The sequence below is a fragment of the Cupriavidus mimosae genome (genome assembly GCF_023952485.1).
GTDB lineage: Bacteria > Pseudomonadota > Gammaproteobacteria > Burkholderiales > Burkholderiaceae > Cupriavidus > Cupriavidus taiwanensis_C.
Genome location: NZ_JALHRY010000019.1, coordinates 57132 through 80614, shown reverse-complemented (window position 1 = coordinate 80614; position 23483 = coordinate 57132). Strand labels below are relative to the sequence as shown.

The window sequence follows — 23483 nt, the reverse complement described above, 5'->3', positions numbered from 1 at the left end:
ATGTACGACCTGCCCGATTCCCGCGGCCATTTCGGCCCCTATGGCGGCACCTTCGTGTCCGAAACGCTGGTGCACGCGCTCGATGAGCTGCGCGAGGCCTATGCGCACTACCAGAAGGATCCCGAGTTCGACGCCGAATTCCGCCGCGAGCTGAAGCACTTCGTCGGCCGCCCGTCGCCGATCTACCACGCGCAGCGCTGGAGCGAGACGCTCGGCGGCGCGCAGATCTACTTCAAGCGCGAAGACCTGAACCACACCGGCGCGCACAAGATCAACAACGTCATCGGCCAGGCGCTGCTGGCCAAGCGCATGGGCAAGCCGCGCGTGATCGCCGAGACCGGGGCGGGGCAGCACGGCGTGGCCACGGCCACCATCGCCGCGCGCTTCGGCATGGAATGCGTGGTCTACATGGGCGCCGAGGACGTCAAGCGCCAGGCCGCCAACGTCTACCGCATGAAGCTGCTGGGCGCCACCGTGGTGCCGGTGGAAAGCGGCTCGCGCACGCTCAAGGACGCGCTCAACGAGGCCATGCGCGACTGGGTCACCAACGTCGAGAACACCTTCTACATCATCGGCACCGTGGCCGGCCCGCATCCGTACCCGATGATGGTGCGCGACTTCCAGTGCGTGATCGGCGAGGAAGCCAAGGTGCAGATGCCCGAAATGACCGGGCGCCAGCCGGATGCGGTGATCGCCTGCGTCGGCGGCGGCTCCAATGCCATGGGCATCTTCTACCCGTACCTCGAACACGAAGATGTGCGGCTGATCGGCGTCGAAGCCGCCGGCGACGGCCTCGACACCGGCCGCCACGCGGCCTCGCTGACCGGCGGCACGCCGGGCGTGCTGCACGGCAACCGCACCTACCTGCTGCAGGACGACAACGGCCAGATCATCGAGACCCATTCGGTGTCGGCCGGGCTGGACTACCCGGGCGTCGGCCCCGAGCACGCCTGGCTCAAGGACAGCGGCCGCGCGCAGTACGTGCCGATTACCGACGAGGAAGCGCTCAAGGCCTTCCACGACTGTTGCCGCATCGAAGGCATCATCCCGGCGCTGGAATCGAGCCACGCCATCGCCTATGCCTGCAAGCTGGCGCCGACGCTGCCCAAGGACAAGCTGCTGCTGGTGAACCTGTCCGGCCGCGGCGACAAGGACATGCACACCGTGGCCGAGCGCGCGGGGCTCAAGCTCTGATGCGCGCGCTGCCTCCGACCGGACTCGCCGTGGGCGGCGCCGGCGCGCCGGATGCCGCCGGCGCGCCCGACTCCGCCGCGCTGCGGCTGTTCCAGGAAGACATGTTCGAGGGCATTGCCCGCCTGCCGGACGGCTCGGTCGACCTGATCGTCGCCGATCCGCCGTACGGGCTCGGCAAGGACTACGGCAACGATTCCGACCTGCTGTCGGGTCAGGCCTACCTGGACTGGTCCGAGCGCTGGATGGACGCGGTGGTGCCCAAGCTCGCGCCCAGGGGCACGCTCTACCTGTTCTGCACCTGGCAGTACTCGCCGGAGCTGTTCGTGATGCTGAAGCGGCGCCTGACCATGATCAACGAGATCATCTGGGACCGCCGCGTGCCCAGCATGGGCGGCACCACGCGCAAGTTCTCGTCGGTGCACGACAACATCGGCTTCTTTGCCAGGGCGCGTGACTACTACTTCGATCTGGACCCGGTGCGCATTCCGTACGACCCCGAGACCAAGAAGGCGCGCAGCCGTCCGCGCTTCGAGGGCAAGAAGTGGCTGGAGGTGGGCTACAACCCCAAGGACCTGTGGAGCGTCTCGCGCATCCACCGCCAGGACCCCGAGCGCGCCAACCACCCGACGCAGAAGCCGCTGGAGATCGTCGAGCGCATGGTGCTGTCGAGCTGCCCGCCGGGCGGCCTGGTGCTGGACCCGTTCGCGGGCAGCGGCACCACCGCGGTGGCGTGCCTGCGCCACGGCCGGCGCTTTGTCGGCTACGAGATCAACCCGGAGTACGTGCAGGTGGCGTGCGGGCGCGTGGCCGCGGCCGCGCAAGCCATGCCCGCGATCGAGCCGGACACGACCCCAACCCCGGCCGCCGCCAACGACGATGTCTCGCCGGCGCCGCGGCCTCACCTGATTCCCTGATATGTCCCGTATCCAGAAGACGTTCGCGGCGCTGGCCGCGCAGCAGAAGAAGGGCCTGATTCCATTCATCACCGCCGGCGATCCCGAGCCCGGCCTGACCGTGGCGCTGATGCACGCGCTGGTGGCGGGCGGCGCCGACGTGATCGAGCTGGGCGTGCCGTTCTCCGACCCGATGGCCGACGGCCCGGTGATCCAGCGCGCCTCCGAGCGCGCGCTGGCGCAGGGCGTGTCGCTCACGCAGGTGCTGCAGTGGGTGCGCGAGTTCCGCCAGGCCAATGCGGACACGCCGGTGGTGCTGATGGGCTATGCCAACCCGATCGAGCGCATGGGCGAAGAGGCCTTTGCCAAGGCCGCGAGCGCGGCCGGCGTGGATGGCGTGCTGGTGGTTGACTATCCGCCCGAGGAGTGCGAGTCGTTCGCCGGACTGATGCGCGCCCACGGCATGGACCCGATCTTCCTGCTGGCCCCGACCTCGACCGATGCGCGCATCGAGGCGGTCGCGCGCGTGGCCAGCGGCTACCTCTACTACGTCTCGCTCAAGGGCGTGACCGGCTCCGCGGCGATCGACCTCGACAGCGTGGCTTCGCGCCTGCCGCTGATCAAGCAGCACGCCAACCTGCCGGTGGGCGTGGGCTTCGGCATCCGCGACGCGCAGACCGCGCGCGCGATCGGCAGCGTGTCCGACGCGGTGGTGATCGGCAGCCGGCTGGTGCAGCTGCTGGAAGACACGCCGCGAGAGCAGGCTGTGGCAACGTTGCAAGCGTTTATCGCGGAGATCCGCCAGGCGCTGGACGCCAAGTGACCTAATCCATGCCTGACAGGTATCAAGAAGTGGCGCGGCATGCCCAATAAGCGCGCCGCGCTTCGAGGTCATGCGCCCGCCGTGATAAATTCGCGGGTTGATTCCCTGCCACCTGCCGAAGTTCGCCCTGACACAGGGTTTGCCGGCGGCGCGCAGCTATCCGAAAGGAGCTTTCATGAGCTGGTTGGATAAACTCCTGCCCCCCAAGATTCAACAGACCGACCCCAGCACCCGCAAGGGCATCCCCGAGGGGCTGTGGGTCAAGTGCCCGTCGTGCGAGTCCACCCTGTACCGGACCGACGTCGAGGCCAACCTGCACGTCTGCCCCAAGTGCGACCACCATATGCGCATCAGCGCGCGCGCGCGCCTGGACGCGCTGCTGGACGCCGAAGGCCGCTATGAGATCGGCCAGGAAATCGTGCCGGTCGACGCGCTCAAGTTCAAGGACTCCAAGAAGTACCCCGACCGCATCAAGGCCGCCATGGACGAGACTGGCGAGACCGATGCCATGGTGGTGATGGGCGGTGCCATCCACACCATCCCGGTGGTGGCGAGCTGCTTCGAGTTCGAGTTCATGGGCGGCTCGATGGGCTCGGTGGTGGGCGAGCGCTTCGTGCGCGGTGCGCAGGCCGCGCTCGAGCAGAAGGTGCCGTTCATCTGCTTTACCGCGACCGGTGGCGCGCGCATGCAGGAAAGCCTGCTGTCGCTGCTGCAGATGGCCAAGACCACGGCGATGCTGAACCAGCTGAGCGCAAGCAAGTTGCCGTTCATCAGCGTGCTGACCGACCCGACCATGGGCGGCGTGTCGGCCTCGTTCGCCTTCCTGGGCGACGTGGTGATCGCCGAGCCCAAGGCGCTGATCGGCTTTGCCGGCCCGCGCGTGATCGAGCAGACCGTGCGCGAAAAGCTGCCGGAAGGCTTCCAGCGCTCGGAATTCCTGCTGACCAAGGGCGCCGTCGACATGATCGTCGACCGCCGCAAGATGCGCGCCGAACTGGCGCAACTGCTGGCGCTGCTGCAGAAGCAGCCGGCCGACGCGGTGGCCTGACGCCGCCAGTATCGCGGTACCGAAGGCGCGGGTGGTTGACGCGCCTTTCGCCTTTTCTGGACGCCTGCGGGCGCGCGCCCTTGACTTCGCGCGTGCCTGCCCGAATCTGGTAGCAAACGCTTCCAACGCTTCCCTCGCACACCCGAAATGCCTGTCTTCCACACGCTCCCCGAATGGCTCGCCCATCTCGAAACCGCCCATCCCGTGGGCATCGACATGGGCCTGACGCGCATCACGCGCGTGAAGGAGGCCCTCGGGCTGCGCATCGACGCCACCGTCTTCACCGTGGGCGGCACCAACGGCAAGGGCTCGACCTGCGCCATGCTCGAGCGCATCCTGCTGGAAGCCGGCTACAAGGTAGGCTGCCATACCTCGCCGCACCTGATCTCGTTCAACGAGCGCGCGCGCGTGAACGGCGAGATCGCCACCGATGCGCAACTGCTGCCGCACTTCGAGGCGGTCGAACACGCACGCACCAGCTTTGCCGACCCGGTCAGCCTGACCTATTTCGAGTTCACCACGCTGGCGATCCTCCATTGCTTCGCCGCAGCCGGCCTCGACGCGATCGTCCTCGAAGTGGGGCTGGGCGGCCGCCTCGATGCCACCAATGTGATCGATACCGACTGCGCCATCATCACCAGCGTCGACATCGACCATACCCGGTACCTGGGCAATACCCGCGAGGAAATCGGCTTCGAGAAGGCCGGCATCTTCCGTCCGGGCGTGCCGGCGATCTGCGGCGACCCGGTGCCGCCCAAGTCGCTGCTGGCGCACGCCGAAGCGGTCGGTGCCGAGCTGTGGCTGGTCGGGCGCGACTACCACTTCCAGGCCGCCAAGGGCCAGGAGCGCCAGCAATGGGACTGGAGCGGCGGCGGGCGCAAGCTCAACGGCCTGGGCTATCCGGCCCTGCGCGGCGCCAACCAGCTGCTGAACGCGTCGGCCGCGCTGGCGGCGCTGCAGGCGCTGCGCGAGCGCCTGCCGGTGAGCGCGCAGGAAGTGCGCAACGGGCTGGCCTTCGTCGAACTGCCGGGCCGGTTCCAGGTGCTGCCGGGCCGCCCGGCGGTAATTCTGGATGTGGCGCACAATCCGCACGCGGCGGCCACGCTGGGGCAGAATCTCGAGAACATGGGTTTCTTCCGCTACACCTACGCGGTGTTCGGCGCAATGCAGGACAAGGACATCGCCGGCGTGCTGCAGCACGTGGCCGACAAGGTCGACCACTGGTGCCTGTGCGACCTGCCGACCGAACGCGCGGCCAGCGCCGCGGACCTGCTCGACAAGCTGGAAGCAGGGGGCTTCCAGCCCGGCCCGGATGCGACCGCGGCCTGCTTTTCCAGCCCGGAGGCGGCATTCCGCGACGCCATCGAACGTGCCACCGAGAATGATAGAATTCTGGTCTTCGGATCGTTCTATACCGTCGCCGGCGTGATGGCCTACCGTGCCACGCAGGCTAACTGAAGCGGGCGTCCCGGCGCACGCTGTGCTGGCAACCCCGGCGGCCTTGGCCGATCACTGAGCGGCAAACGCAACGAGCGGCCTACGGGGCCGTATCACCGAACCAATCTATGGGCCTGCTTTCGCTGTTTTCCTCCCGCAAGGGCAACGACCCGGCACCCGAGCGTGCCCGGCGCCAGCGCGCCGATACGGGTGCGGGCATCGCCTCGTCGCGCCGCCTGGCCGACGAGTATGCCGACGACACGCTGGACCCTGAATTCCCGCAGAAGCAACGAGCGCGCCGCCGGCTGATCGGCGCCGTGGTGCTGATGGTGGCCGCCGTGATCGTGCTGCCGATCGTATTCGAGACCAAGCCGCGGCCGGTGTCCGACGATGTCTCGGTCAAGGTCGCCAATGGTGTGACCAGCTCGCAGAAGCCGCGCGTCGAGCCGCGCAAGGCCGATCCGCTGCCGCCCGCGCCGGCCTCGCGCAACGATGCCGCGGCGCTCGATGCCGGCGAGGAAATCGTCAATGCGCCGAACCCCGCGGCAGCTGCGGCCGACAAGCCGGCTGCGCGCACCGAAGCCAGGCCCGAGCCGAAGCCTGAAACCCGGGCCGAAGCCAAGACCGGCAGCGGCAAGTACCTGATCCTGATCGGCGCGTTTTCTTCCGAAGAGCGCGCCAAGGGCTGGCTGGCCAAGCTCAAGGCAAGCAAGGTGCCGGCCTATGTCGAAAAGAAAGTGCTGGCCGATGGCGAGCGCATCCTGCTGCGCGCCGGTCCCTTCAACGACCGCGACGCCGCCGATGCCGCCGACAAGCGCGTGCGCGCCGTGGGGTTGACCTCGAAGGTCGTGGAACAGTAAGGGCGCCGCGGCCGGCGCGCGTGCCCGGCCGCCAGCAACGATGCAGCCGACTTTCTTCGACTACGCCGTGGTCTTCATCCTGCTGGCCTCGGGCCTGCTGGGCGTGCTGCGCGGACTGGTGCGCGAGGTGTTGTCGCTGATCGGCTGGGTGGTGGCGTTCTGGGTGGCGTTCCGCTACGGTGCGGTGGCCGCGGGCTGGATGCCCGAGTCCCTGCCGGGCGGCGAGCTGGCCCGCCATGCGCTGGGCTTCGTGGTGCTGCTGATCGGCACCGTGCTGGGGGCCTCGCTGGCCGGCATGGTGGTCGGGCAGTTGCTCGAGAGTACCGGCCTCAAGCCCGCCGACCGCGGCCTGGGACTGGTGTTCGGCCTGCTGCGCGGCGTGCTGCTGGTGATGGTGATGGTGACGCTGGCCAGCCTGACGAAATTGCCGGAAGAACCGTTCTGGCGCGATGCGGTGAGCCGCCCGTATGTGATGCAGGCCATGGAATCGATCAAGCCATGGTTGCCGCCGGAGCTGGCGAAGTACGTGAAGACATAAGGCCGGGCACGTTGCGCGGCTGGTAGTAACGCAGGCCTTCGGGCCCGGAGGATCCCGGGCCGGGCTGCGCCCCCTGAATCAAAGCCTTTCCTGGGAGCTTGGCATGTGCGGTATCGTCGGTGTGGTTTCAGCCACGCCTGTCAACCAACTGATTTACGACAGCCTGCTGTTGTTGCAACACCGCGGACAGGATGCTGCCGGCATCGCCACCGCCAACGGCAGTACTTTCCACATGCACAAGGCCAACGGCCTGGTGCGCGATGTCTTCCGCACCCGCAACATGCGCGGCCTGCCGGGCACGGCGGGCATCGGCCAGGTGCGCTACCCGACCGCCGGCTCGGCGTCGAGCGAGGAAGAGGCGCAGCCGTTCTACGTCAACGCCCCCTACGGCATCATCCTGGCGCATAACGGCAACCTGACCAACTGGCAGCAGCTGCGCGAGGAAATGTTCCGCCGCGACCGCCGCCACATCAACACGCACTCGGACACCGAAGTGCTGCTGAACGTGCTGGCCGACGAGCTGCAGCGCGCCAGCAACGGCATGGCGCTCGATCCTGAAATGATCTTCAAGGCCGTGGCGGGCATGCACCGGCGCGTGCGCGGCTCATACGCGATCGCGGCGCAGATCGCCGGCTACGGCATGCTGGCCGTGCGCGACCCGTTCGGCATCCGCCCGCTGTGCCTGGGCAGCGTCGAGACCCCCACCGGCAAGGAATGGATGGTGGCCTCGGAGTCGGTGGCGCTGGAAGGCATCGGCTACAAGTTCGAGCGCGACGTGGGGGCGGGCGAGGCCATCTTCATCGACCTCGACGGCAAGCTCTACAGCAAGCAGTGCGCCGACAACCCGGTGCTGACGCCTTGCATCTTCGAATACGTCTACCTGGCCCGCCCTGATTCGTGCATCGACGGCGTGCCGGTCTACGACGCGCGCCTGCGCATGGGTGACTACCTGGCCGAGAAGATCCGCCAGGAAGTGTCGGCCGGCGATATCGACGTGGTCATGCCGATCCCGGACAGCAGCCGGCCGGCCGCGATGCAGGTGGCCAACCGCCTGGGCGTCAATTACCGCGAAGGCTTCTTCAAGAACCGCTACGTCGGCCGCACCTTCATCATGCCGGGCCAGGCGGTGCGCAAGAAGTCGGTGCGCCAGAAGCTCAATGCCATGGGCGTGGAGTTCAAGGGCAAGAACGTGCTGATCGTCGATGACTCGATCGTGCGCGGCACCACCTCGTTCGAGATCGTGCAGATGGCGCGCGACGCTGGCGCCAACAAGGTGATCTTCGCCTCGGCCGCGCCGCCGGTGAAGTTCCCCAACGTGTACGGCATCGACATGCCGACCCGCAGCGAACTGGTCGCGCACGGCCGCACGCACGAAGAGATCGCCAGGATCATTGGCGCGGACAAGCTGGTGTACCAGGACGTGGAAGCGATGAAGCAGGCGGTGCGCGACATCAACCCCGCACTGAACGACTTCGACGCCTCGTGCTTCGACGGCCGCTACATCACCGGCGATATCGACGAGGCCTACCTGGACCGCCTGGAAACCGCGCGCAGCCAGGCCGACCGCGACGGCACCGGTGGTGACACCGAGCGCTCGCAACTGCACCTGCAGCGCTCCGGCGGCAACGAGTAAGCCCCGCCACCGCGTTGGCGCGCGTTGACGAATGCGATGCCCGGCCGTAACATGGCCGGGCGTCGATTTGACAGTCAGCTTGCGGACGCGGGTACAGCCCGAAACAGCTAAAGAGATGGTGGCCAGCAACGATTCCCGCTGCACAGCGCCTTGCCGGCGCGGTGATGCCCGGAAGCCGGCCGCCACAGCCTGAAGCCCAAGGCCAAACGCAGGACAGCAAGCCCGTCGATCCGACCATCCGATCGCACGGGCTTTTTTCATGGCCGCGCGCCGTCCGCCGGGCGCTGCGCAGCTTGTCGCAACCATCGCATTCGCGCGGGTACGACCGCGCCACCAGCATGAACCAACCGCTCAATCCCGAATCGCTCGGCATCGATACCCTCGGCGTGCGCGCCGGCACGCTGCGCAGCGAGTTCATGGAGCACTCCGAGGCCATGTACCTGACCTCGAGCTTCTGCTTCAACAGCGCCGCCGAGGCGGCCGAACGCTTCGCCAACTCGGAAGAGGGCTATACCTATTCGCGCTTTACCAACCCGACCGTGTCGATGTTCCAGTCGCGCCTGGCTGCGCTGGAAGGCGCACAGGCCTGCATGGCGACCGCCTCGGGCATGAGCGCAATCCTGTCGGTGGTGCTGTCGTCGATGCAGGCTGGCGACCACCTGGTCAGCTCGCGCGCGATCTTCGGCTCGACCATGACGCTGTTCAACAATATCTTCGGCAAGTTCGGCGTCGAGACCACCTTCGTCGACCCGACCGACCTGCAAGCGTGGCGTGCCGCGGTGCGGCCGAACACCAGGCTGTTTTTCCTGGAAACGCCGTCGAACCCGCTGACCGAAGTGGCTGACATCGCCGCCGTGGCAGACATCGCCCACGATGCCAACGCGCTGCTGGTGGTCGACAACTGCTTCTGCTCGCCCGCGCTGCAGCAGCCGATGAAGTTCGGCGCCGACATCGTGGTGCACTCGGCCACCAAGCATATCGACGGCCAGGGCCGCGTGCTGGGCGGCGCGGTGCTGGGCACGCACGACTTCATCATGGGCAAGGTGTTCCCGTTCGTGCGCACCGCCGGGCCGACGCTGTCGGCGTTCAATGCCTGGGTGCTGCTCAAGGGCATGGAGACGCTGGCGATCCGCATGGAGCGCCATTCGGCGAGCGCGCTGGCGCTGGCGCAGTTCCTGGAATCGCACCCGGCGGTGGCGCGCGTGTTCCATCCGGCGCTGGCGTCGCATCCGCAGCACCAGATCGCGATGCGCCAGCAAAGCGGCGGCGGCGCGATCGTCTCGTTCGAACTCAAGGGCGCGACGCCCGAGCAGCAGCGCGCCAATGCCTGGCGCGTGATCGACAACACGCGGCTGTGCTCGATCACCGGCAACCTGGGCGACACCCGCACCACCATCACGCACCCGTACACCACCACGCATGCGCGCGTGAGCCCCGAGGCCAAGGCGGCCGCGGGCGTTGGCGAAGGGCTGATCCGCCTGGCGGTGGGGCTGGAGTCGGTCGAGGACCTGAAGGCCGACCTGCTGCGCGGCCTGGGCGACTGAGGCGCTACTCGGTTGCCGCGACCACCGGCGCCGGTTCTTGCAGGGCCGGTGCTTGCGGCGCGGGCTCATCGCTGCCGGCCATCGCCTTGACGCCGGCGGCGGTGACGTCGTAGGTGGCGCCGACCGCGGTCGAGGCCACGCTGACCGCGGCCGAGCCCACCGTCGCCACCGTCGACACCGCGGCGCTGCCGACCGCGACGGTGGCGCCGACTACCATGCAGCCGCACAGCGACGCGGTGGCGCAGGCGACTGCCAGCATCAGGGCGATGCGCGGCAGGGAGGCGGAGGTTTCGCTATCGTTGCGCAGGTTGCGACGCAGGCGGGGGAATAAAGACGGCATGGAACTCTTGATCGTGGTTTCAGCCTGGCATGGGGCGGAGTCAGCGCAGCAGCCGGCGGCGCAGCAGCACCAGGCACACCACCAGCGCGGCCACCGCATAGGCGGCCAGCACTGCCAGGTGGAGGCCGGCGGCGTCGACCGGGCGGCCGAGCATCAGCGGCCGGATCAGCGCCACCGCGTGCGCCAGCGGCAGCGCCTTGGCGGCGGCCTGCACGCCTTCGGGCAGCTGTTCCAGCGGGAAGAAAACGCCTGACAGCAGCAGCATCGGCGTCATCACCAGGGTCTGGTAGAACATGAAGAAGTCGTAGCTGGGCGCCAGCGCGGTGACGATCATCGCCAGCGCGGCGAAGGCGATCCCGGCCAGCACGATCACCGGCAGCGCCAGCAGCGCCCCCGGCATCTGCGCATAGCCGAGCGCGCCCGCCACCAGCATGATGGCCAGCCCGGACAACACCGCCTTGCTCGCGGCCCAGGCGATTTCGCCCAGCACCACGTCGCCCAGTGTCAGCGGCGCATGCATGATCGCTTCCCAGGTGCGCTGCACATGCATGCGCGAGAACGCCGAATACATCGATTCGAAGCTGGCCGACATCATCACGCTGGATGCGGTGGTGCCGGCCGCGAGAAAAGCGATATACGACACGCCGTCGACCTGGCCCACCATCAGCCCGAGCCCGAGGCCCAGGCCGAACAGGTAAATCATCGGGTCGGCAAGGTTGCCGATCATGGACGGAATCGCCAGTTTCCTCCACACCATGTAGTTGCGGTACCAGACCATGATCCAGTTGCGCAGGTTGCGCGGCAGCAGCGGCTGCGGATAGGTCTGGCGCGACGAAGCCATGGTGGCGGCGGGGGAGGCATCGGTGGCGTCCGCGCGGGGGTCCTGTTCGCTCATGTCGTCCCTTGTTTCAATCCCGCATCTCGCGGCCGGTCAGCTTGAGGAACACGTCCTCGAGGTTGGCCGGGCGGTGCAGATAGCGCACGCCGCTCCTGCCGTGCAGCGCCGCCAGCAGCGGGGCGGGCTCGCGCACGTAGCAGAACAGCGTCTCGCCGCTCATTTCGGTGCGCTGCGCCAGCGGTGTCAGGGTGCCGCGCAGCGTCTCCAGTTCATCGCCATAGACCTCGACCACGTCGCAGCCGATCTGGCTGTCGATCAGCTCGTGCGGCTTGCCTTCGGCGATCTTGCGGCCGCCGTCGATCACGCACAGGTAGTTGCACAGCCGTTCGGCTTCTTCCATGAAGTGCGTGGTCAGCAGGATGGTCTTGCCGCTGGCCATCAGCGACTTCAGCCGCTCCCAGATCAGGTGGCGTGCCTGCGGGTCAAGGCCGGTGGTGGGCTCGTCCATCACCAGCAGGTCCGGGTCGTTGATCAGCGCGCGCGCCACGGTCAGGCGCCGGCGCATGCCGCCGGAGAGGTCGCGCACCTGCGCGTCGGCGCGGCTTTCCAGCCGCGCGAATTCCAGCAGCATCGGCACGCGCCGCTCGATCTCGGCCGACGACAGCCCGAAGTAGCGGCCGAAGATGCGCAGGTTCTCGATCACCGAGAAGTCCGGGTCGAGGTTGTCGAACTGCGGCACCACGCCCACGCGCATGCGCGCCTGCGGCGCACGCTCGGGGATGGGCTCGCCGCACAGCGTCAGCGTGCCCGCCAGGGGCGTGGTCAGGCCCAGCAGCAGCCGCAGCGTGGTGGTCTTGCCGGCGCCGTTGGGGCCCAGCAGGCCGAAGCACTGGCCGCGGAAAACCTGGAGGTCGAGGTCGTCGACCACGACCGTATCGCCGTATTGCTTGCGCACCTTGCGCAACTCGAGGATGGCAGTCAAGGCAGGATCCGGTGTGGCGCCGCAACGGCGCAATATCCGCCATTATGCCGGTCATCCGTGCCGGGCTCCGTTGACGCGGTGCAGCGTACGAGGGCCTCCGGCAAGCGGGCATAAAAAAAGCCGCCAGCGAACTGGCGGCTTTTCTTGCCTGGCTAAACCAGGCAGCGAAGCGTACCGGAATCAGTACATCTTCTTCGGCAGCATCTGCATGCGCAGGCGCTTGCGCAGGCGTGCTTCGGCGGCCTTCTTCTTGCGCTTGCGCTCGGTCGTCGGCTTCTCGTAAGCGGTACGGCTCTTGAGTTCAACGATCAGGCCAGTCTGCAGAATGGCACGACGGAAACGCCGCATTGCAACTTCAACGGGCTCACCGGGTTTCAAGACGATCTTAGTCAATTCAGTCCTTTAGGGGGTTGCCGCCGGGGCGGCTGGTTCACACGGGGGGAAACTGCGGTCGCCGGAGCGACTGGTATTGCACGCCGGGCCAATGCCCTGGTGCGCCCCCGCGAACCTGAAAGATGTGGACGTTTCAGTCCGTGCAACCAGTGTCAGGGGTGATAGCGCCAGGTCCGAACATAACTGGAGCCTGACAGTACCGGTTTCCATGAATGCTATACGCCCGTAACTATGGCATGTATACGACGGCGCTGTCAAGAATGCAGTGCAACGTACGCGCGGCGACCGGGGCTTGAAAGTTGCTTAAGCACACTTCCGCAGGGTTGCGACATCCAAATGATAACGCAGCGCCTTTTGGGGCGCGGCGCGTCCCGGCCAACCTCCCGGTAAACCCGCAAACGAGCCAAAATCATTTGACGTTGAAATTCATGTTTATAAACTGTTTTTCATATTCGTGAATTCATGCAGGAGGACCCGCATGGCGGATCAACCCGTCTATTTCATCTCGACCGCCGAGGTCGAGGGTTACCACCCCGCCAACCATGTTGGCACGCTCAACCGGCGACTGATCGCGCCCGAGACGGTCGGCTCGCGCCATCTGGAAGTGATCCACGGCACCATCGAGAAGGGCAAGGGCGCGCTGCCACACGCGCATCCAGGCATCGAGCAGGTCTGCTACGTGCTGGAAGGGCGCGCCGTCGCCGAGGTCGGCGGCCAGCGCCGGGAACTGGGCCCGGGCGATTGCTGCTTCTTCCCGCCCGACCAGATGCACGTCTTCACGGTGGTCAGCGACGAGCCCGCGAAGATTCTGGTGATTTATTCCCCGCCTTACGAGGAATCCCCTGACCGCGTGATACGGCCCGCCTGAGGGCGGTCGATCACGGGGAGGACATAAAACATACAGGAGACAACCACCGTGAAGTCCTTCAACAACGTTTTCGCCAGTCTGGCGCTGGCATGCGGCGCGGCCCTGGCCGCCGCCCCGGCGCTGGCCGCCGACGAGTTCCCCACCAAGCCGCTGCGCCTGGTGGTGCCGTTTGCCGCCGGCAGCGGCACCGACGCCGTGGCGCGCCTGACCGCGAAATACCTGGGCGAGTCGCTGCAACAGCCGGTGGTGGTCGACAACAAGCCTGGCGCCAACGGCACCATTGCCGCCGAGTTCGTGGCCAAGGCGCCCGCCGACGGCTATACGCTGTTCATGACCACCAACACCACGCATTCGGCCAACCCGTCGCTGATGAAGCAGCTGCGCTATGACCCGGTCAAGGATTTCACGCCGATCTCGCGCATGGGCAACCTGCCGTTCATGCTGGTGGTCAACCCGGCGCTGCCGGTCAAGACGCTGCGCGAGTTCATCGACTACGCCAAGGCGCATCCGGGCCTGACCTATGCCAGCGGCAACAGCACCGGCATCGTCTCGGGTGCGACGCTGTCGAAGATGGCGGGGCTGAAGATGCTGCACGTGCCGTACAAGAGCACGCCGCCGGCGATGACCGACGTGATGGGCGGCCAGGTGCAGGCGATGTTCGTCGACTTCGCGGCCGGCATCGCCAACGTGCGCGCCGGCAAGCTGCGCGCGCTGGCGGTCACCACCGCGCAGCGCAGCGCGCTGCTGCCGGACCTGCCGCCGCTGGCGAGCGTGCCGGAGCTGAAGGGCTTCGACGTGACCTCGTGGAACGGCGTGTTCGCGCCGGCCGGGGTGCCGGCCCCGGTGGTGGCGCGCCTGAACCGCGAACTGGTGGCGATCGCCACCAGCAAGCAGCATGCGGCACAGTTCCACGCGCTTGGCTTCGAGCCCTTCGGCAGCACGCCGGCGGAGCTCAGCCAGTTTGTCGTGGCCGAGTTGCAGAAGTGGGCGCGGCTGGTGAAGGACGCAGGCATCCAGCCGGAATAGGCCACCGCCGAACAGACAACGACAGCAAGCAGGTAACGCGATGAATTTCGATCTTTCCGAAGAACAGGCCTCCATCGTCGAGGCGGTGCAGCAGGTCTGCGCGCAATTCGACATGGAATACTGGGACCGCCTCGACAAGTCCGGCACCTATCCGCACGAGTTCTACCAGACCCTGTGCGAAGGCGGCTGGCTCGGCGTGGCCATGCCCGAGGCCTTCGGCGGTGCGGGGCTGGGCATCCTTGAAGCCGCGCTGGTGATGCAGACCATCTCGCAGTCGGGTGCGGGCATGACCGGCGCGTCGGCGGTGCACATGAACGTGTTCGGCCTGAACCCGGTGGTGGTGTTCGGCACCGATGCGCAAAAGGCCCGCTTCCTGCCGCCGCTGATCGCCGGCCAGGAGAAGGCCTGCTTCGGCGTGACCGAGCCCGACGCCGGGCTCGACACCACCAAGCTCAAGACCTTTGCGCGCAAGGTGCCGGGCGGCTATTCGGTGAGCGGGCGCAAGATCTGGATCTCCACCGCGCAGGTGGCCGACCGCATGCTGCTGCTGGCGCGCACCACGCCGCTGGAGTCGGTAAAGAAATCGACCGAGGGCCTGTCGCTGTTCTACACCAGGGTCGACCGCAGCAAGATCGAGATCCGCGAGATCGACAAGATGGGCCGCGCCGCCGTCGACACCAACATGCTGTTCATCGACGACCTGTTTATCCCCGACGAAGACCGCATCGGCGAAGAGGGCAAGGGCTTCGAGTACATCCTGCACGGGCTTAACCCGGAGCGCATCCTGATCGCGGCCGAGGCCATCGGGCTGGGGCGCGCGGCGCTGGCCATCGCCACGCAGTACGCCAAGGAGCGCGTGGTATTCGGCCGCCCCATCGGCATGAACCAGGGCGTGCAGCATCCGCTGGCGCAGGCGTGGATGCAGCTGGAGTCGGCCAACCTGATGATGCTCAAGGCCGCGGCGCGCTACGACGCTGGCCAGTCGTGCGGGGCCGAGGCCAATGCCGCCAAGTACCTCGCCGCCGAGGCCGGCCACAATGCCTGCCAGACCGCGATCCTGACGCTGGGCGGCATGGGCTACTCGCGTGAGTACCGCGTCGAGCGGCTGCTGCGCGAATCGTATATCCCGCGCATCGCGCCGGTCAGCCCGCAGCTGATCCTGTGCTTTATCGCCGAGCGTGTGCTGGGCTTGCCCAAGTCGTACTGAGCGGGAGCGGCGATGCAAGACAAGCCAGTGCAGGCCAGTGCGCCGACCGGGCCGCTGGCCGGGGTCCGTGTGATCGACATGACCTCGGTGGCGATGGGGCCCTATGCCACCCAAATCCTCGGCGACATGGGCGCCGAGGTGATCAAGGTCGAGCCGCCGGCGGGCGATGTGTTCCGCCATGCCGAGCCGGCGCGGCACGCCGCCATGGGCGCCAGCTTCCTGAACCTGAACCGCAACAAGCAGTTCGTGGTGCTGGACGTGAAGCAGCCCGACGACCTCGCGGCGCTGAAGGCGCTGATTGCCAGCGCCGACGTCTTTGTCTCGAACGTGCGGCCGCAGTCGCTGCGCAAGCTCGGGCTGGACTATGCCTCGCTGTGCGCGGACCATCCGCGGCTGATCTACTGCGGCGCCTATGGCTATTCGGAGTCAGGGCCGTACGCCGGCGCGCCGGCGTTCGACGACATCATCCAGGCGCGCAGCGGCATGGCGCAGTTCCAGGGCGCCAACTCGAACGAAGGGCCGCAGTACGTCAACACCATCCTCGCCGACAAGGTCGCCGGGCTGACCGTGGCCTATGCGATTCCGATGGCGCTGTACGAGCGTGAGCGCTCCGGCCGCGGCCAGGCCATCGAGGTGCCGATGTTCGAGACGCTGGTGTCGTTCCTGGCCACGGAACAGCTGGCCGGGCAGACCTTCGTGCCGCCGCTCGGGCCGGCCGGCTATCCGCGCGTGATGTCGCTGCACCGCAAGCCGTACCGCACCCGCGACGGGCATATCGCGCTGCTGCCGTACACCAGCGCGCAATGGCAGCGCTTCTTCGATGTCTCCGGCCATGCGCCGCTGGCCCGCGATCCGCGCTACGCGACGCCGGCCGCGCGCAGCGCCAATATCGACGCGCTCTATGCCACGCTGGCCGAAATCGTCGCGCAGCGCACCACCGCCGAATGGCTGGCGCTGCTGCGCGATGCCGACATCCCGCACAGCGAGGTGCCGCATTTCGACAGCCTCGCCGAGGACCCGCACCTGCGCGCCACCGGCATGATGTTCGAGTACGACCATCCGAGCGAAGGGCGCCTGCGCGGCGTGGGCATTCCCACGCGCTTCTCGCGCACGCCCGGCAATATCCGCAGCTGGCCTCAGGCCTTGCCGCCAGCCGCCCGTCAGGAGGACTGACCCGCGCTGCCGCCGCGTACAATCCCGGCCAACGGATACTGAAGTCGAGGAAGCCAAACGATGGCAGCAAACGAAGCGGCGGAGAAGTCCGGTTACGGCAGCGTCAAGACGGCGCTGCGCGTGATCGAGATCATGGAAATCTATGCGCGCGAAGGGCGCTCGCTGACGCTGACCGAACTGGCCAAGCTGCTGGGCGCGCCGATGTCGAGCTGCCTTGGCCTGATCCGCACGCTGGCGTCGCTGGGCTACCTTTACGAAACCGGCCGCCGCCAGGGCTATTACCCCACGCGGCGGTTGCTCGATATTGCCCAGCGCATCGCAAGCAACGACCCGCTGCTCGAACGCGTGCAGCCGGTGCTGGAGTCGCTGCGCGATGACACCGGCGAAACCGTGATCTTCGGCAAGCTGCAGGACGACGGCCGCGTGCTGTACCTAGAGGTGCGCGAGTCAGCCAATCCGGTGCGCTATATTGCCGCGCCGGGCGAACTGCGCGACGCGCATGTCAATTCCATCGGCCGCGCCATCCTCGGCACCATGACCATGGAAAGCCGCGCGGAATTGCTGGCCGGCGCTTCCTTTGCGTCGCGCACCGGCCGCACGGTGGACTCGCTGCGAGTATTCGAGGCGGCGATGCAGCAATGGCAGGCGCAGGGGTGGTATCCGAATTTCGGCGAGTCGTTCCCCGACCTGGGGGCCATCGCGATGCCGGTATCGCTCGGCGGCGTTGTCTACGGGATGTCCGTGGCTGGGCCGCTGCATCGGGTCGAAGCCAATGCAGAGGCGATCGTCGTGGCGCTGAAGGCCGCAGGCGCTACGCTGCAGGAGTAAAACAAGGGGCGGGGGGGGGGGGGGGCGCTGCGGCAGCCCCGAACCAAAGCCAATTCGGCCCACAAACGAAAAAGCCCGGTGCGTTTGCACCGGGCTTCCGTATCGGTTGGCTCCCCGACCTGGGCTCGAACCAGGGACCTGCGGATTAACAGTCCGTCGCTCTACCGACTGAGCTATCGGGGAACAGCTGAGAAAGAAATTATAGCCAGTTTCTCTTTTCTTCGTCAACACCCTTTGACATTTAGTTCTTGTCGTGGAGTGCGGGGAAGGCTGGCTTGCTGCCTGGCTTGCGATCCAGAGGGCCGGATGCCGGCTTCGAGACCGTGGGCGCCGAACAGCGAGGCCGCATTATAGCGACGGTTCCGGCTTTGTGCCAGAAAAAACCGCCTCGCGGCGGTTTTTCTGCGGCACCCGCAACGAGCTCAGTCGAACACCGGCGATTCCACGCCGAGCACCTTGTGCAGCTTCGGCGAGGTGGTGGTGTACTGCATGTGGATCTTCTTCTCGGGGAAGATATACGGCGCGGCACCGAACGCGGCCAGCGCGGCCTCGTGGAAGCCCGACAGGATAAGCTTCTTCTTGCCGGGATAGGTGTTGATATCGCCGACCGCGAAGATGCCGGGGATATTGGTCTGGAATTTTTCCGTGTCCACCTTGATCTGCTTGCGCTCGAGGTCCAGGCCCCATTCGGCGATCGGGCCCAGCTTGGGCGACAGCCCGAAGAACACCAGCAGGTCGTCCAGCGGCAGGCGGCGGGTCACGCCGTCGGCGCCGGACACCTTGATCTCGGTGAGCACGCCGTCCTTCTCTTCATAGCCGCTGATCTGGCCGACCACGAACTGCATTTCCATCTGCTCGCACAGTTCCTTCATCTTGGCGACCGACGCCGGCGCGGCGCGGAAGCCGTCGCGGCGGTGAATCATCACCACCGACTCGGCCTTGCCGACAAGGTCCAGGGTCCAGTCCAGCGCCGAGTCGCCGCCGCCGACGATCACCAGGTTGCGGCCGTGGAAGCGGCTCGGGTCCTTGACGCGGTAGAACAGTTGCTTGCCGTCGAACTTGTCGATGCCATCGACCTTGAGCGTACGCGGCTGGAACGAGCCCACGCCGGCAGCGATGAAGATGGTCTTGGTGATGAAGCGCGTGCCGAGCGAGGTCTCGACGAAGAAGCGGCCGTCGTCACGGCGCTCGACCACGGAGACTTCCTGGCCCAGGTGGAAGGTGGGCTCGAACGGCTCGATCTGCTTGAGCAGGTTGTCGGTCAGTTCCTGGCCGGTGCAGCTGGGCACGGCCGGGATGTCGTAGATGGGCTTGTCCGGATACAGCTCGACGCACTGGCCGCCAACGACCTTCAGGGAATCGATGACGTGGGCCTTGATTTCGAGCAGGCCCAGTTCGAACACCTGGAACAGGCCTACCGGACCGGCACCGACGATCAGCGCGTCGATTTCCAGCGGCTGGCCGCCTGCGGGGCTGCCGCCCTCGACCTGCCTGGTCGTGTCGGCAACGGGATTTGGAATGCTCAAGTCCATATTCGTCCTGATACGTTGGTTGGGCACGCGGGTGCCCGGCATTGCGGAAAGCGCGTGGGGACGGCTTTCTTTGCTGCCCGGTGCGCTCAGCGCTCCAGGTACTGCAGCTTGTCGGTGGTGTCCTTCCACTCCTCGGCTTCGGCCAGCGGGGCCTTGGTCTTGGTGATGGAGGGCCAGTTGCGGGCCAGCTCGGCGTTCAGTTCGATGAATTGCTGCTGGTCGCCCGGTACGTCTTCCTCGGCGTAGATGGCGTTCACCGGGCACTCGGCCACGCACACGGCGCAGTCGATGCACTCATCCGGGTCGATGGCCAGGAAGTTGGGGCCTTCGCGGAAACAATCGACCGGACACACGTCAACGCAGTCTGTGTAGCGGCAACGGATGCAGGATTCGGTGACAACGTGAGTCATTTCGGTTCCAGGAAAACGGGTCGGCTTTTAATGGGAAACTGTGGGGCCGCTTCTTGCCGGCGTGACGCGCCCTATCCATCACATGGAGATGCCCGCGTGCCGCATGGCAGCAGGGGCTGGGCGAGCGCCGGCCGAGGCCTTTCGGAAACCGATATTGTAGCCGAGCCTTCTGGCAAGGATAGCCGGTCTATATAGCCGGATCAGATAGTTTTCTTATTTCTTTATGTAGTTTTGATTTAACGCATGGTGGCCGGCTGCCGGGTTTGTCTGTCCTCCGGCATGCTGCGCAGCACCACCCGGCCAGCCGGCAGTGGCCGGACTTCAGGTAGCATGGCGTTCTGACCCGGCATCGCCGTCTGGCCCGCTATGATCATCCAGTCTCTGCTCGACACCGACCTGTACAAATTCACCATGATGCAGGTGGTGCTGCATCAGTTTCCGCAGGCACAAGTGGAATACCGCTTCAAGTGCCGCAATGCGGGCATCGATCTGACCCCGTATATCGACGAGATCCGCGCCGAAGTGGCGCACCTGTGCCAGCTGCGCTTTACCGAGGAAGAGCTGGCCTACCTGCGCGGCCTGCGCTTCATCAAAAGCGATTTCGTCGATTTTCTCGGGCTGTTCCACCTGAATGAGAAATATGTCTCGGTGCGCCCGTCGCCGCAGGGCAACGGCGAGATCGAGATTTCCATCACCGGCCCGTGGCTGCACACCATCCTGTTCGAAGTGCCGGTGCTCGCCATCGTCAATGAAGTGTATTTCCGCCGCACCCAGCCCCGGCCCGACCTGGCCGAAGGCCGCCGCCGGCTGGAAACCAAGCTGGCGCTGCTGAAGACGCCCGAGCTGAGCGATTGCGTGATCGCCGACTACGGCACGCGCCGGCGTTTCTCGCGCGACTGGCAGGAAGAGGTGCTGCTGACCATGCGGCGCCTGCTGGGCCAGCAGCTGGCCGGCACCAGCAACGTCCACTTCGCGCGCCTGCACAATATGGTGCCGCTGGGCACGATGGCGCATGAATACCTGCAGGCTTGCCAGGCGCTGGGGCCGCGGCTGCGCGACTCGCAGGTGTTTGCGCTGGAGCGCTGGGCGCGTGAATACCGCGGCGACCTGGGTATCGCACTGTCGGATACCTATGGCTTCGACGCCTTCCTGCGCGACTTCGACCTGTATTTCTGCAAGCTCTTCGACGGCGTGCGCCACGATTCAGGCGATCCGCTGCTGTGGGGCGAGCGCATGGTGGCCCACTATGCCGCCAACCGCGTCGACCCGCGCACCAAGACGCTGATCTTCAGCGACAGCCTCGACATCCCGCGCGTGATCGAGCTGTACCAGCGCTTCCACGGCCGCTGCCGGCTGGCATTCGGCGTCGGCACCAACCTCACCAATGACCTCGGCTACACGCCGCTGCAGATCGTGCTGAAGATGGTGCGCTGTAACGGCCAGCCGGTGGCCAAGCTGTCTGACACGCCGGAAAAGACCATGTGCGACGATCCCGGCTACCTGGCCTACCTGCGCCAGGTGTATTCGGTTCAGCCCGCCGCGTAGCGAGCTTCGGCACAGCGCGCCGCTGTATCGACCCTGCAGCGCGCAGCCGTATCGACCCTATAATCGCCGCATCGCGCCTTTGCGCATTGCCCCCAAAGCCAGGCCCCATGGACACCAACGACGCCCGCGACCGCATCTTTGCCCGTATCCGAGCCGCCCAGGGCAGGCCGGCCCGGCCGAGCGCGGGGGAGCGCGGCGCCGTCGCCGATTACCTGGCCCGCCACCCGCAGGGTCCGCGTCCGGCGGCCGCGCCCGACCTGGCCGAAGCCTTCCTGGCGCAGGCGCAGCGCATGGCGTCGACGGTGGACCGGGTCGAAGCCATGGCCGACGTGCCCGCCGCCACGGTGCGCTATCTGGACAGCCTGGCCCTGGTGCGCCGCGCGGTCGCGTGGGATGAATTCGGCCCGTTGCCGTGGCAGGACGCGGGGCTGGCGGTGGAGTGCCGCCCGCCGGTACGCGACGCCGTGGCCGATCGCGAGCATGGTGACCTGGTCGGCATCACCGGCTGCTTCTGTGCGATTGCCGAGACCGGCTCGCTGATGCTGCTGTCCGGCCCCGCCACCTTCGCCTCGGCCGCGCTGCTGCCCGAGACCCATGTCGCGGTGGTGCCGCGCTCGCGCATCGTCGCCGGCCTGGAAGATGCGTTTGCGCTGGTGCGCAGCGAGCGCGGCGAGCTGCCGCGCGCCACCAACATCATCAGCGGGCCGTCGCGCACCGGCGATATCGAGCAGACCATCGTGCTGGGCGCGCACGGACCCTACCGCGTGCACGTGATCCTGGTCGACGCGGCCTGATCCGCGTGGCGCGAACCCGGCGCGCCGCAATCCGAAAATGCACGCCGCAGAGGGAAGCGCGGCAGGGCCTTGCATTACACTTGCAGGCTTGCCCGCGTGCTGGCATTGCGCCGTGCATGCCTATGACCGCTGCATTGTTCGAGGAGATCCTGCCTGATGCGACGTGCCTCCGTGCTGTTGCCACTGCTGGCCATGCTGGCCGCCTTTCCCGCCGCAGGCCATGCCGCCGATCTCGACGGAGCGTCGCTGTCGCCGCTGTGGGGGCTGCCCTTTGCCGGCATCCTGCTGTCGATTGCGCTGTGGCCGCTGCTGGGGCCGAAGTTCTGGCACCACCATTACGGCAAGATTGCCGCCGGCTGGGGGCTGCTGTTCCTGCTGCCGTTTGCGTTCGTGTTCGGCGCGCATGCCGCCGCCGTCAGCACCGTGCACGCGCTGCTGGCCGAGTACATTCCGTTCATCGCGCTGATCACCACGCTCTATATCGTGGCCGGCGGCATCTGCGTGCGCGGCAACCTGCACGGCACGCCGGGGCTCAATACCGGCATCCTGGCGCTGGGCACGTTCCTGGCCAGCTTCATGGGTACCACCGGCGCGGCCATGCTGCTGATCCGGCCGCTGTTGCGCGCCAATGACAACCGTCGCCACGTGGCGCACGTGGTGGTGTTTTTCATCTTCCTGGTGGCCAACGCCGGCGGCTCGCTGACGCCGCTGGGAGACCCGCCGCTGTTCCTGGGTTTCCTGAAGGGCGTCGAATTCTTCTGGACCTTGCGCAACATCTTTCCGGAAACGCTCTTTATCTGCGCGGTGCTGCTGCTGGTGTTCTACCTGGTCGACCGGCACTACTACCGCAACAAGGAAGAGCAGCTACCGGTCGATCCCACCCCGGATTCACGCAGCATCACGATCGAAGGCAAGTTCAACTTCGTGCTGCTGCTGGCGGTGATCAGCCTGGTGCTGATGAGCGGCCTGTGGAAGCCGGGCATCTCGTTCGACATCCTTGGCACCGAGGTGCCGCTGCAGGCCGCGGTGCGCGACGCCTTGCTGGTGGTGGTGGCGGTGGTGTCGATGCTGGTCACGCCGCGAGCGGCGCGCGTGGGCAATGAATTCAACTGGGAGCCCATCCTCGAGGTGGGCAAGCTCTTCGCCGGCATTTTCCTGACCATCATCCCGGTCATCGCCATGCTGAAAGCAGGTACCGACGGTGCCTTCTCGGGGGTGATCCGCGCGGTCAGCGACGCCAATGGCCAGCCGGTCGACGGCATGTATTTCTGGGCGACCGGCGTGCTGTCCTCCTTCCTCGACAACGCGCCGACCTACCTGGTGTTCTTCAATACCGCCGGTGGCGACCCCGCCACGCTGATGACGCGCGATGCCTCGACGCTCGCCGCGATCTCGGCCGGGGCGGTGTTCATGGGCGCCAACACCTATATTGGCAATGCGCCCAACCTGATGGTCAAGGCCATCGCCGAAAACCGCGGCGTGCGCATGCCGAGCTTCTTCGGCTACATGCTGTATTCGGGCATTTTCCTGGTGCCGCTGTTCGTCATCATGACCTTCCTCTTCTTCCATATCTGATG

At 66.7% G+C, this 23483-nt stretch carries 23 protein-coding genes and 1 tRNA gene; 17 read left to right on the top strand and 7 right to left on the bottom strand.

Features of this window, described 5'->3' with window-relative positions; all coding sequences use genetic code 11:
* The 9 genes from trpB to MKD50_RS26585 all read left to right on the top strand — a co-directional run bounded on the left by trpB (window position 1) and on the right by MKD50_RS26585 (window position 9970).
* Window positions 1-1194: a tryptophan synthase subunit beta gene (gene trpB, locus MKD50_RS26625; RefSeq protein ID WP_252669389.1), complete on the top strand. Its 1194-nt coding sequence runs from the start codon at window positions 1-3 to the stop codon at window positions 1192-1194.
* Window positions 1194-2108, top strand: coding sequence for a DNA-methyltransferase (locus MKD50_RS26620; protein WP_115703969.1), 915 nt, complete (start codon window positions 1194-1196; stop codon window positions 2106-2108). Before trpB ends, MKD50_RS26620 begins: the two co-directional genes overlap by 1 nt.
* A 1-nt stretch (window position 2109) precedes the next feature.
* On the top strand, window positions 2110-2910 hold the full coding sequence (gene trpA, locus MKD50_RS26615; protein WP_115703968.1) for a tryptophan synthase subunit alpha: 801 nt from the start codon (window positions 2110-2112) through the stop codon (window positions 2908-2910).
* Between the two features lie 175 nt (window positions 2911-3085).
* Window positions 3086-3958, top strand: coding sequence for an acetyl-CoA carboxylase, carboxyltransferase subunit beta (gene accD / locus MKD50_RS26610; RefSeq protein ID WP_240072369.1), 873 nt, complete (start codon window positions 3086-3088; stop codon window positions 3956-3958).
* A gap of 147 nt (window positions 3959-4105) precedes the next feature.
* Complete coding sequence (gene folC, locus MKD50_RS26605; RefSeq protein ID WP_115703964.1) at window positions 4106-5416, top strand: bifunctional tetrahydrofolate synthase/dihydrofolate synthase; 1311 nt, start codon at window positions 4106-4108, stop codon at window positions 5414-5416.
* 107 nt (window positions 5417-5523) lie between these two features.
* Complete coding sequence (locus tag MKD50_RS26600; protein WP_115703962.1) at window positions 5524-6255, top strand: SPOR domain-containing protein; 732 nt, start codon at window positions 5524-5526, stop codon at window positions 6253-6255.
* Window positions 6256-6295: 40 nt separating this feature from the next.
* Window positions 6296-6793: a CvpA family protein gene (locus MKD50_RS26595; protein ID WP_025585719.1), complete on the top strand. Its 498-nt coding sequence runs from the start codon at window positions 6296-6298 to the stop codon at window positions 6791-6793.
* 103 nt (window positions 6794-6896) lie between these two features.
* Window positions 6897-8426 (top strand): amidophosphoribosyltransferase, encoded by a 1530-nt coding sequence (gene purF, locus MKD50_RS26590; protein WP_115703960.1) that lies wholly within the window; start codon window positions 6897-6899, stop codon window positions 8424-8426.
* Window positions 8427-8764: 338 nt separating this feature from the next.
* Window positions 8765-9970: an O-succinylhomoserine sulfhydrylase gene (locus tag MKD50_RS26585; protein ID WP_252669386.1), complete on the top strand. Its 1206-nt coding sequence runs from the start codon at window positions 8765-8767 to the stop codon at window positions 9968-9970.
* 4 nt (window positions 9971-9974) lie between these two features.
* Here the strand turns inward: MKD50_RS26585 and MKD50_RS26580 are convergent, their stop codons facing one another.
* The 4 genes from MKD50_RS26580 to rpsU all read right to left on the bottom strand — a co-directional run bounded on the left by MKD50_RS26580 (window position 9975) and on the right by rpsU (window position 12523).
* Window positions 9975-10310, bottom strand: a complete 336-nt coding sequence (locus tag MKD50_RS26580) for a hypothetical protein (protein WP_115703958.1) — start codon at window positions 10308-10310, stop codon at window positions 9975-9977.
* Between the two features lie 40 nt (window positions 10311-10350).
* Window positions 10351-11205: an ABC transporter permease gene (locus MKD50_RS26575; protein WP_269469255.1), complete on the bottom strand. Its 855-nt coding sequence runs from the start codon at window positions 11203-11205 to the stop codon at window positions 10351-10353.
* A 13-nt stretch (window positions 11206-11218) separates the two neighbouring features.
* Window positions 11219-12130, bottom strand: a complete 912-nt coding sequence (gene nodI, locus MKD50_RS26570; protein WP_115703954.1) for a nodulation factor ABC transporter ATP-binding protein NodI — start codon at window positions 12128-12130, stop codon at window positions 11219-11221.
* A gap of 180 nt (window positions 12131-12310) precedes the next feature.
* Complete coding sequence (gene rpsU, locus MKD50_RS26565) at window positions 12311-12523, bottom strand: 30S ribosomal protein S21 (RefSeq protein ID WP_010814647.1); 213 nt, start codon at window positions 12521-12523, stop codon at window positions 12311-12313.
* A gap of 478 nt (window positions 12524-13001) precedes the next feature.
* Between rpsU and MKD50_RS26560 the strand changes: the two genes are divergently transcribed.
* The 5 genes from MKD50_RS26560 to MKD50_RS26540 are packed head-to-tail and all read left to right on the top strand — an operon-like array spanning window position 13002 to window position 17625.
* Window positions 13002-13391, top strand: a complete 390-nt coding sequence (locus MKD50_RS26560; protein WP_115703952.1) for a cupin domain-containing protein — start codon at window positions 13002-13004, stop codon at window positions 13389-13391.
* A 48-nt stretch (window positions 13392-13439) separates the two neighbouring features.
* Window positions 13440-14417 (top strand): Bug family tripartite tricarboxylate transporter substrate binding protein, encoded by a 978-nt coding sequence (locus MKD50_RS26555; protein ID WP_115703950.1) that lies wholly within the window; start codon window positions 13440-13442, stop codon window positions 14415-14417.
* Window positions 14418-14457: 40 nt separating this feature from the next.
* Entirely contained in the window at window positions 14458-15624 is a 1167-nt protein-coding gene (locus MKD50_RS26550) for an acyl-CoA dehydrogenase family protein (protein WP_115703948.1), read from the top strand.
* A gap of 12 nt (window positions 15625-15636) precedes the next feature.
* The gene (locus MKD50_RS26545; RefSeq protein WP_115703946.1) at window positions 15637-16797 is read left to right on the top strand and encodes a CaiB/BaiF CoA transferase family protein; all 1161 of its coding nucleotides are present in this window, start codon (window positions 15637-15639) and stop codon (window positions 16795-16797) included.
* A 60-nt stretch (window positions 16798-16857) separates the two neighbouring features.
* Window positions 16858-17625 (top strand): IclR family transcriptional regulator, encoded by a 768-nt coding sequence (locus MKD50_RS26540; RefSeq protein ID WP_115703944.1) that lies wholly within the window; start codon window positions 16858-16860, stop codon window positions 17623-17625.
* A gap of 107 nt (window positions 17626-17732) precedes the next feature.
* Here the strand turns inward: MKD50_RS26540 and MKD50_RS26535 are convergent.
* From MKD50_RS26535 to fdxA, 3 genes are all read right to left on the bottom strand, one after another.
* Window positions 17733-17808: transfer RNA gene (locus MKD50_RS26535), tRNA-Asn, on the bottom strand.
* A 239-nt stretch (window positions 17809-18047) separates the two neighbouring features.
* Entirely contained in the window at window positions 18048-19157 is a 1110-nt protein-coding gene (locus tag MKD50_RS26530) for an NAD(P)/FAD-dependent oxidoreductase (protein ID WP_240072367.1), read from the bottom strand.
* Between the two features lie 86 nt (window positions 19158-19243).
* Window positions 19244-19567 (bottom strand): ferredoxin FdxA, encoded by a 324-nt coding sequence (gene fdxA / locus MKD50_RS26525; RefSeq protein WP_115703942.1) that lies wholly within the window; start codon window positions 19565-19567, stop codon window positions 19244-19246.
* Between the two features lie 366 nt (window positions 19568-19933).
* Here fdxA and pncB point away from each other — a divergent pair, with 366 nt between their 5' ends.
* From pncB to MKD50_RS26510, 3 genes are all read left to right on the top strand, one after another.
* Window positions 19934-21112 (top strand): nicotinate phosphoribosyltransferase, encoded by a 1179-nt coding sequence (pncB, locus tag MKD50_RS26520; RefSeq protein ID WP_252669384.1) that lies wholly within the window; start codon window positions 19934-19936, stop codon window positions 21110-21112.
* A gap of 107 nt (window positions 21113-21219) precedes the next feature.
* On the top strand, window positions 21220-21906 hold the full coding sequence (locus MKD50_RS26515) for a LutC/YkgG family protein (RefSeq protein ID WP_115703938.1): 687 nt from the start codon (window positions 21220-21222) through the stop codon (window positions 21904-21906).
* A 156-nt stretch (window positions 21907-22062) separates the two neighbouring features.
* Window positions 22063-23481, top strand: coding sequence for a sodium:proton antiporter (locus tag MKD50_RS26510; protein WP_115703936.1), 1419 nt, complete (start codon window positions 22063-22065; stop codon window positions 23479-23481).
* The last annotated feature ends 2 nt before the right edge of the window (window positions 23482-23483 follow it).

Excerpts from the sequence above, each read along its gene's own strand:
- trpB (WP_252669389.1), top strand. The coding sequence starts at position 1 with ATGTACGACCTGCCCGATTCCCGCGGCCATTTCGGCCCCTATGGCGGC.
- MKD50_RS26620 (WP_115703969.1), top strand. The coding sequence starts at position 1,194 with ATGCGCGCGCTGCCTCCGACCGGACTCGCCGTGGGCGGCGCCGGCGCG.
- trpA (WP_115703968.1), top strand. The coding sequence starts at position 2,110 with ATGTCCCGTATCCAGAAGACGTTCGCGGCGCTGGCCGCGCAGCAGAAG.
- accD (WP_240072369.1), top strand. The coding sequence starts at position 3,086 with ATGAGCTGGTTGGATAAACTCCTGCCCCCCAAGATTCAACAGACCGAC.
- folC (WP_115703964.1), top strand. The coding sequence starts at position 4,106 with ATGCCTGTCTTCCACACGCTCCCCGAATGGCTCGCCCATCTCGAAACC.
- MKD50_RS26600 (WP_115703962.1), top strand. The coding sequence starts at position 5,524 with ATGGGCCTGCTTTCGCTGTTTTCCTCCCGCAAGGGCAACGACCCGGCA.
- MKD50_RS26595 (WP_025585719.1), top strand. The coding sequence starts at position 6,296 with ATGCAGCCGACTTTCTTCGACTACGCCGTGGTCTTCATCCTGCTGGCC.
- purF (WP_115703960.1), top strand. The coding sequence starts at position 6,897 with ATGTGCGGTATCGTCGGTGTGGTTTCAGCCACGCCTGTCAACCAACTG.
- MKD50_RS26585 (WP_252669386.1), top strand. The coding sequence starts at position 8,765 with ATGAACCAACCGCTCAATCCCGAATCGCTCGGCATCGATACCCTCGGC.
- MKD50_RS26580 (WP_115703958.1), bottom strand. The coding sequence starts at position 10,310 with ATGCCGTCTTTATTCCCCCGCCTGCGTCGCAACCTGCGCAACGATAGC.
- MKD50_RS26575 (WP_269469255.1), bottom strand. The coding sequence starts at position 11,205 with ATGAGCGAACAGGACCCCCGCGCGGACGCCACCGATGCCTCCCCCGCC.
- MKD50_RS26560 (WP_115703952.1), top strand. The coding sequence starts at position 13,002 with ATGGCGGATCAACCCGTCTATTTCATCTCGACCGCCGAGGTCGAGGGT.
- MKD50_RS26550 (WP_115703948.1), top strand. The coding sequence starts at position 14,458 with ATGAATTTCGATCTTTCCGAAGAACAGGCCTCCATCGTCGAGGCGGTG.
- MKD50_RS26545 (WP_115703946.1), top strand. The coding sequence starts at position 15,637 with ATGCAAGACAAGCCAGTGCAGGCCAGTGCGCCGACCGGGCCGCTGGCC.
- MKD50_RS26540 (WP_115703944.1), top strand. The coding sequence starts at position 16,858 with ATGGCAGCAAACGAAGCGGCGGAGAAGTCCGGTTACGGCAGCGTCAAG.
- MKD50_RS26530 (WP_240072367.1), bottom strand. The coding sequence starts at position 19,157 with ATGGACTTGAGCATTCCAAATCCCGTTGCCGACACGACCAGGCAGGTC.
- fdxA (WP_115703942.1), bottom strand. The coding sequence starts at position 19,567 with ATGACTCACGTTGTCACCGAATCCTGCATCCGTTGCCGCTACACAGAC.
- pncB (WP_252669384.1), top strand. The coding sequence starts at position 19,934 with ATGATCATCCAGTCTCTGCTCGACACCGACCTGTACAAATTCACCATG.
- MKD50_RS26515 (WP_115703938.1), top strand. The coding sequence starts at position 21,220 with ATGGACACCAACGACGCCCGCGACCGCATCTTTGCCCGTATCCGAGCC.
- MKD50_RS26510 (WP_115703936.1), top strand. The coding sequence starts at position 22,063 with ATGCGACGTGCCTCCGTGCTGTTGCCACTGCTGGCCATGCTGGCCGCC.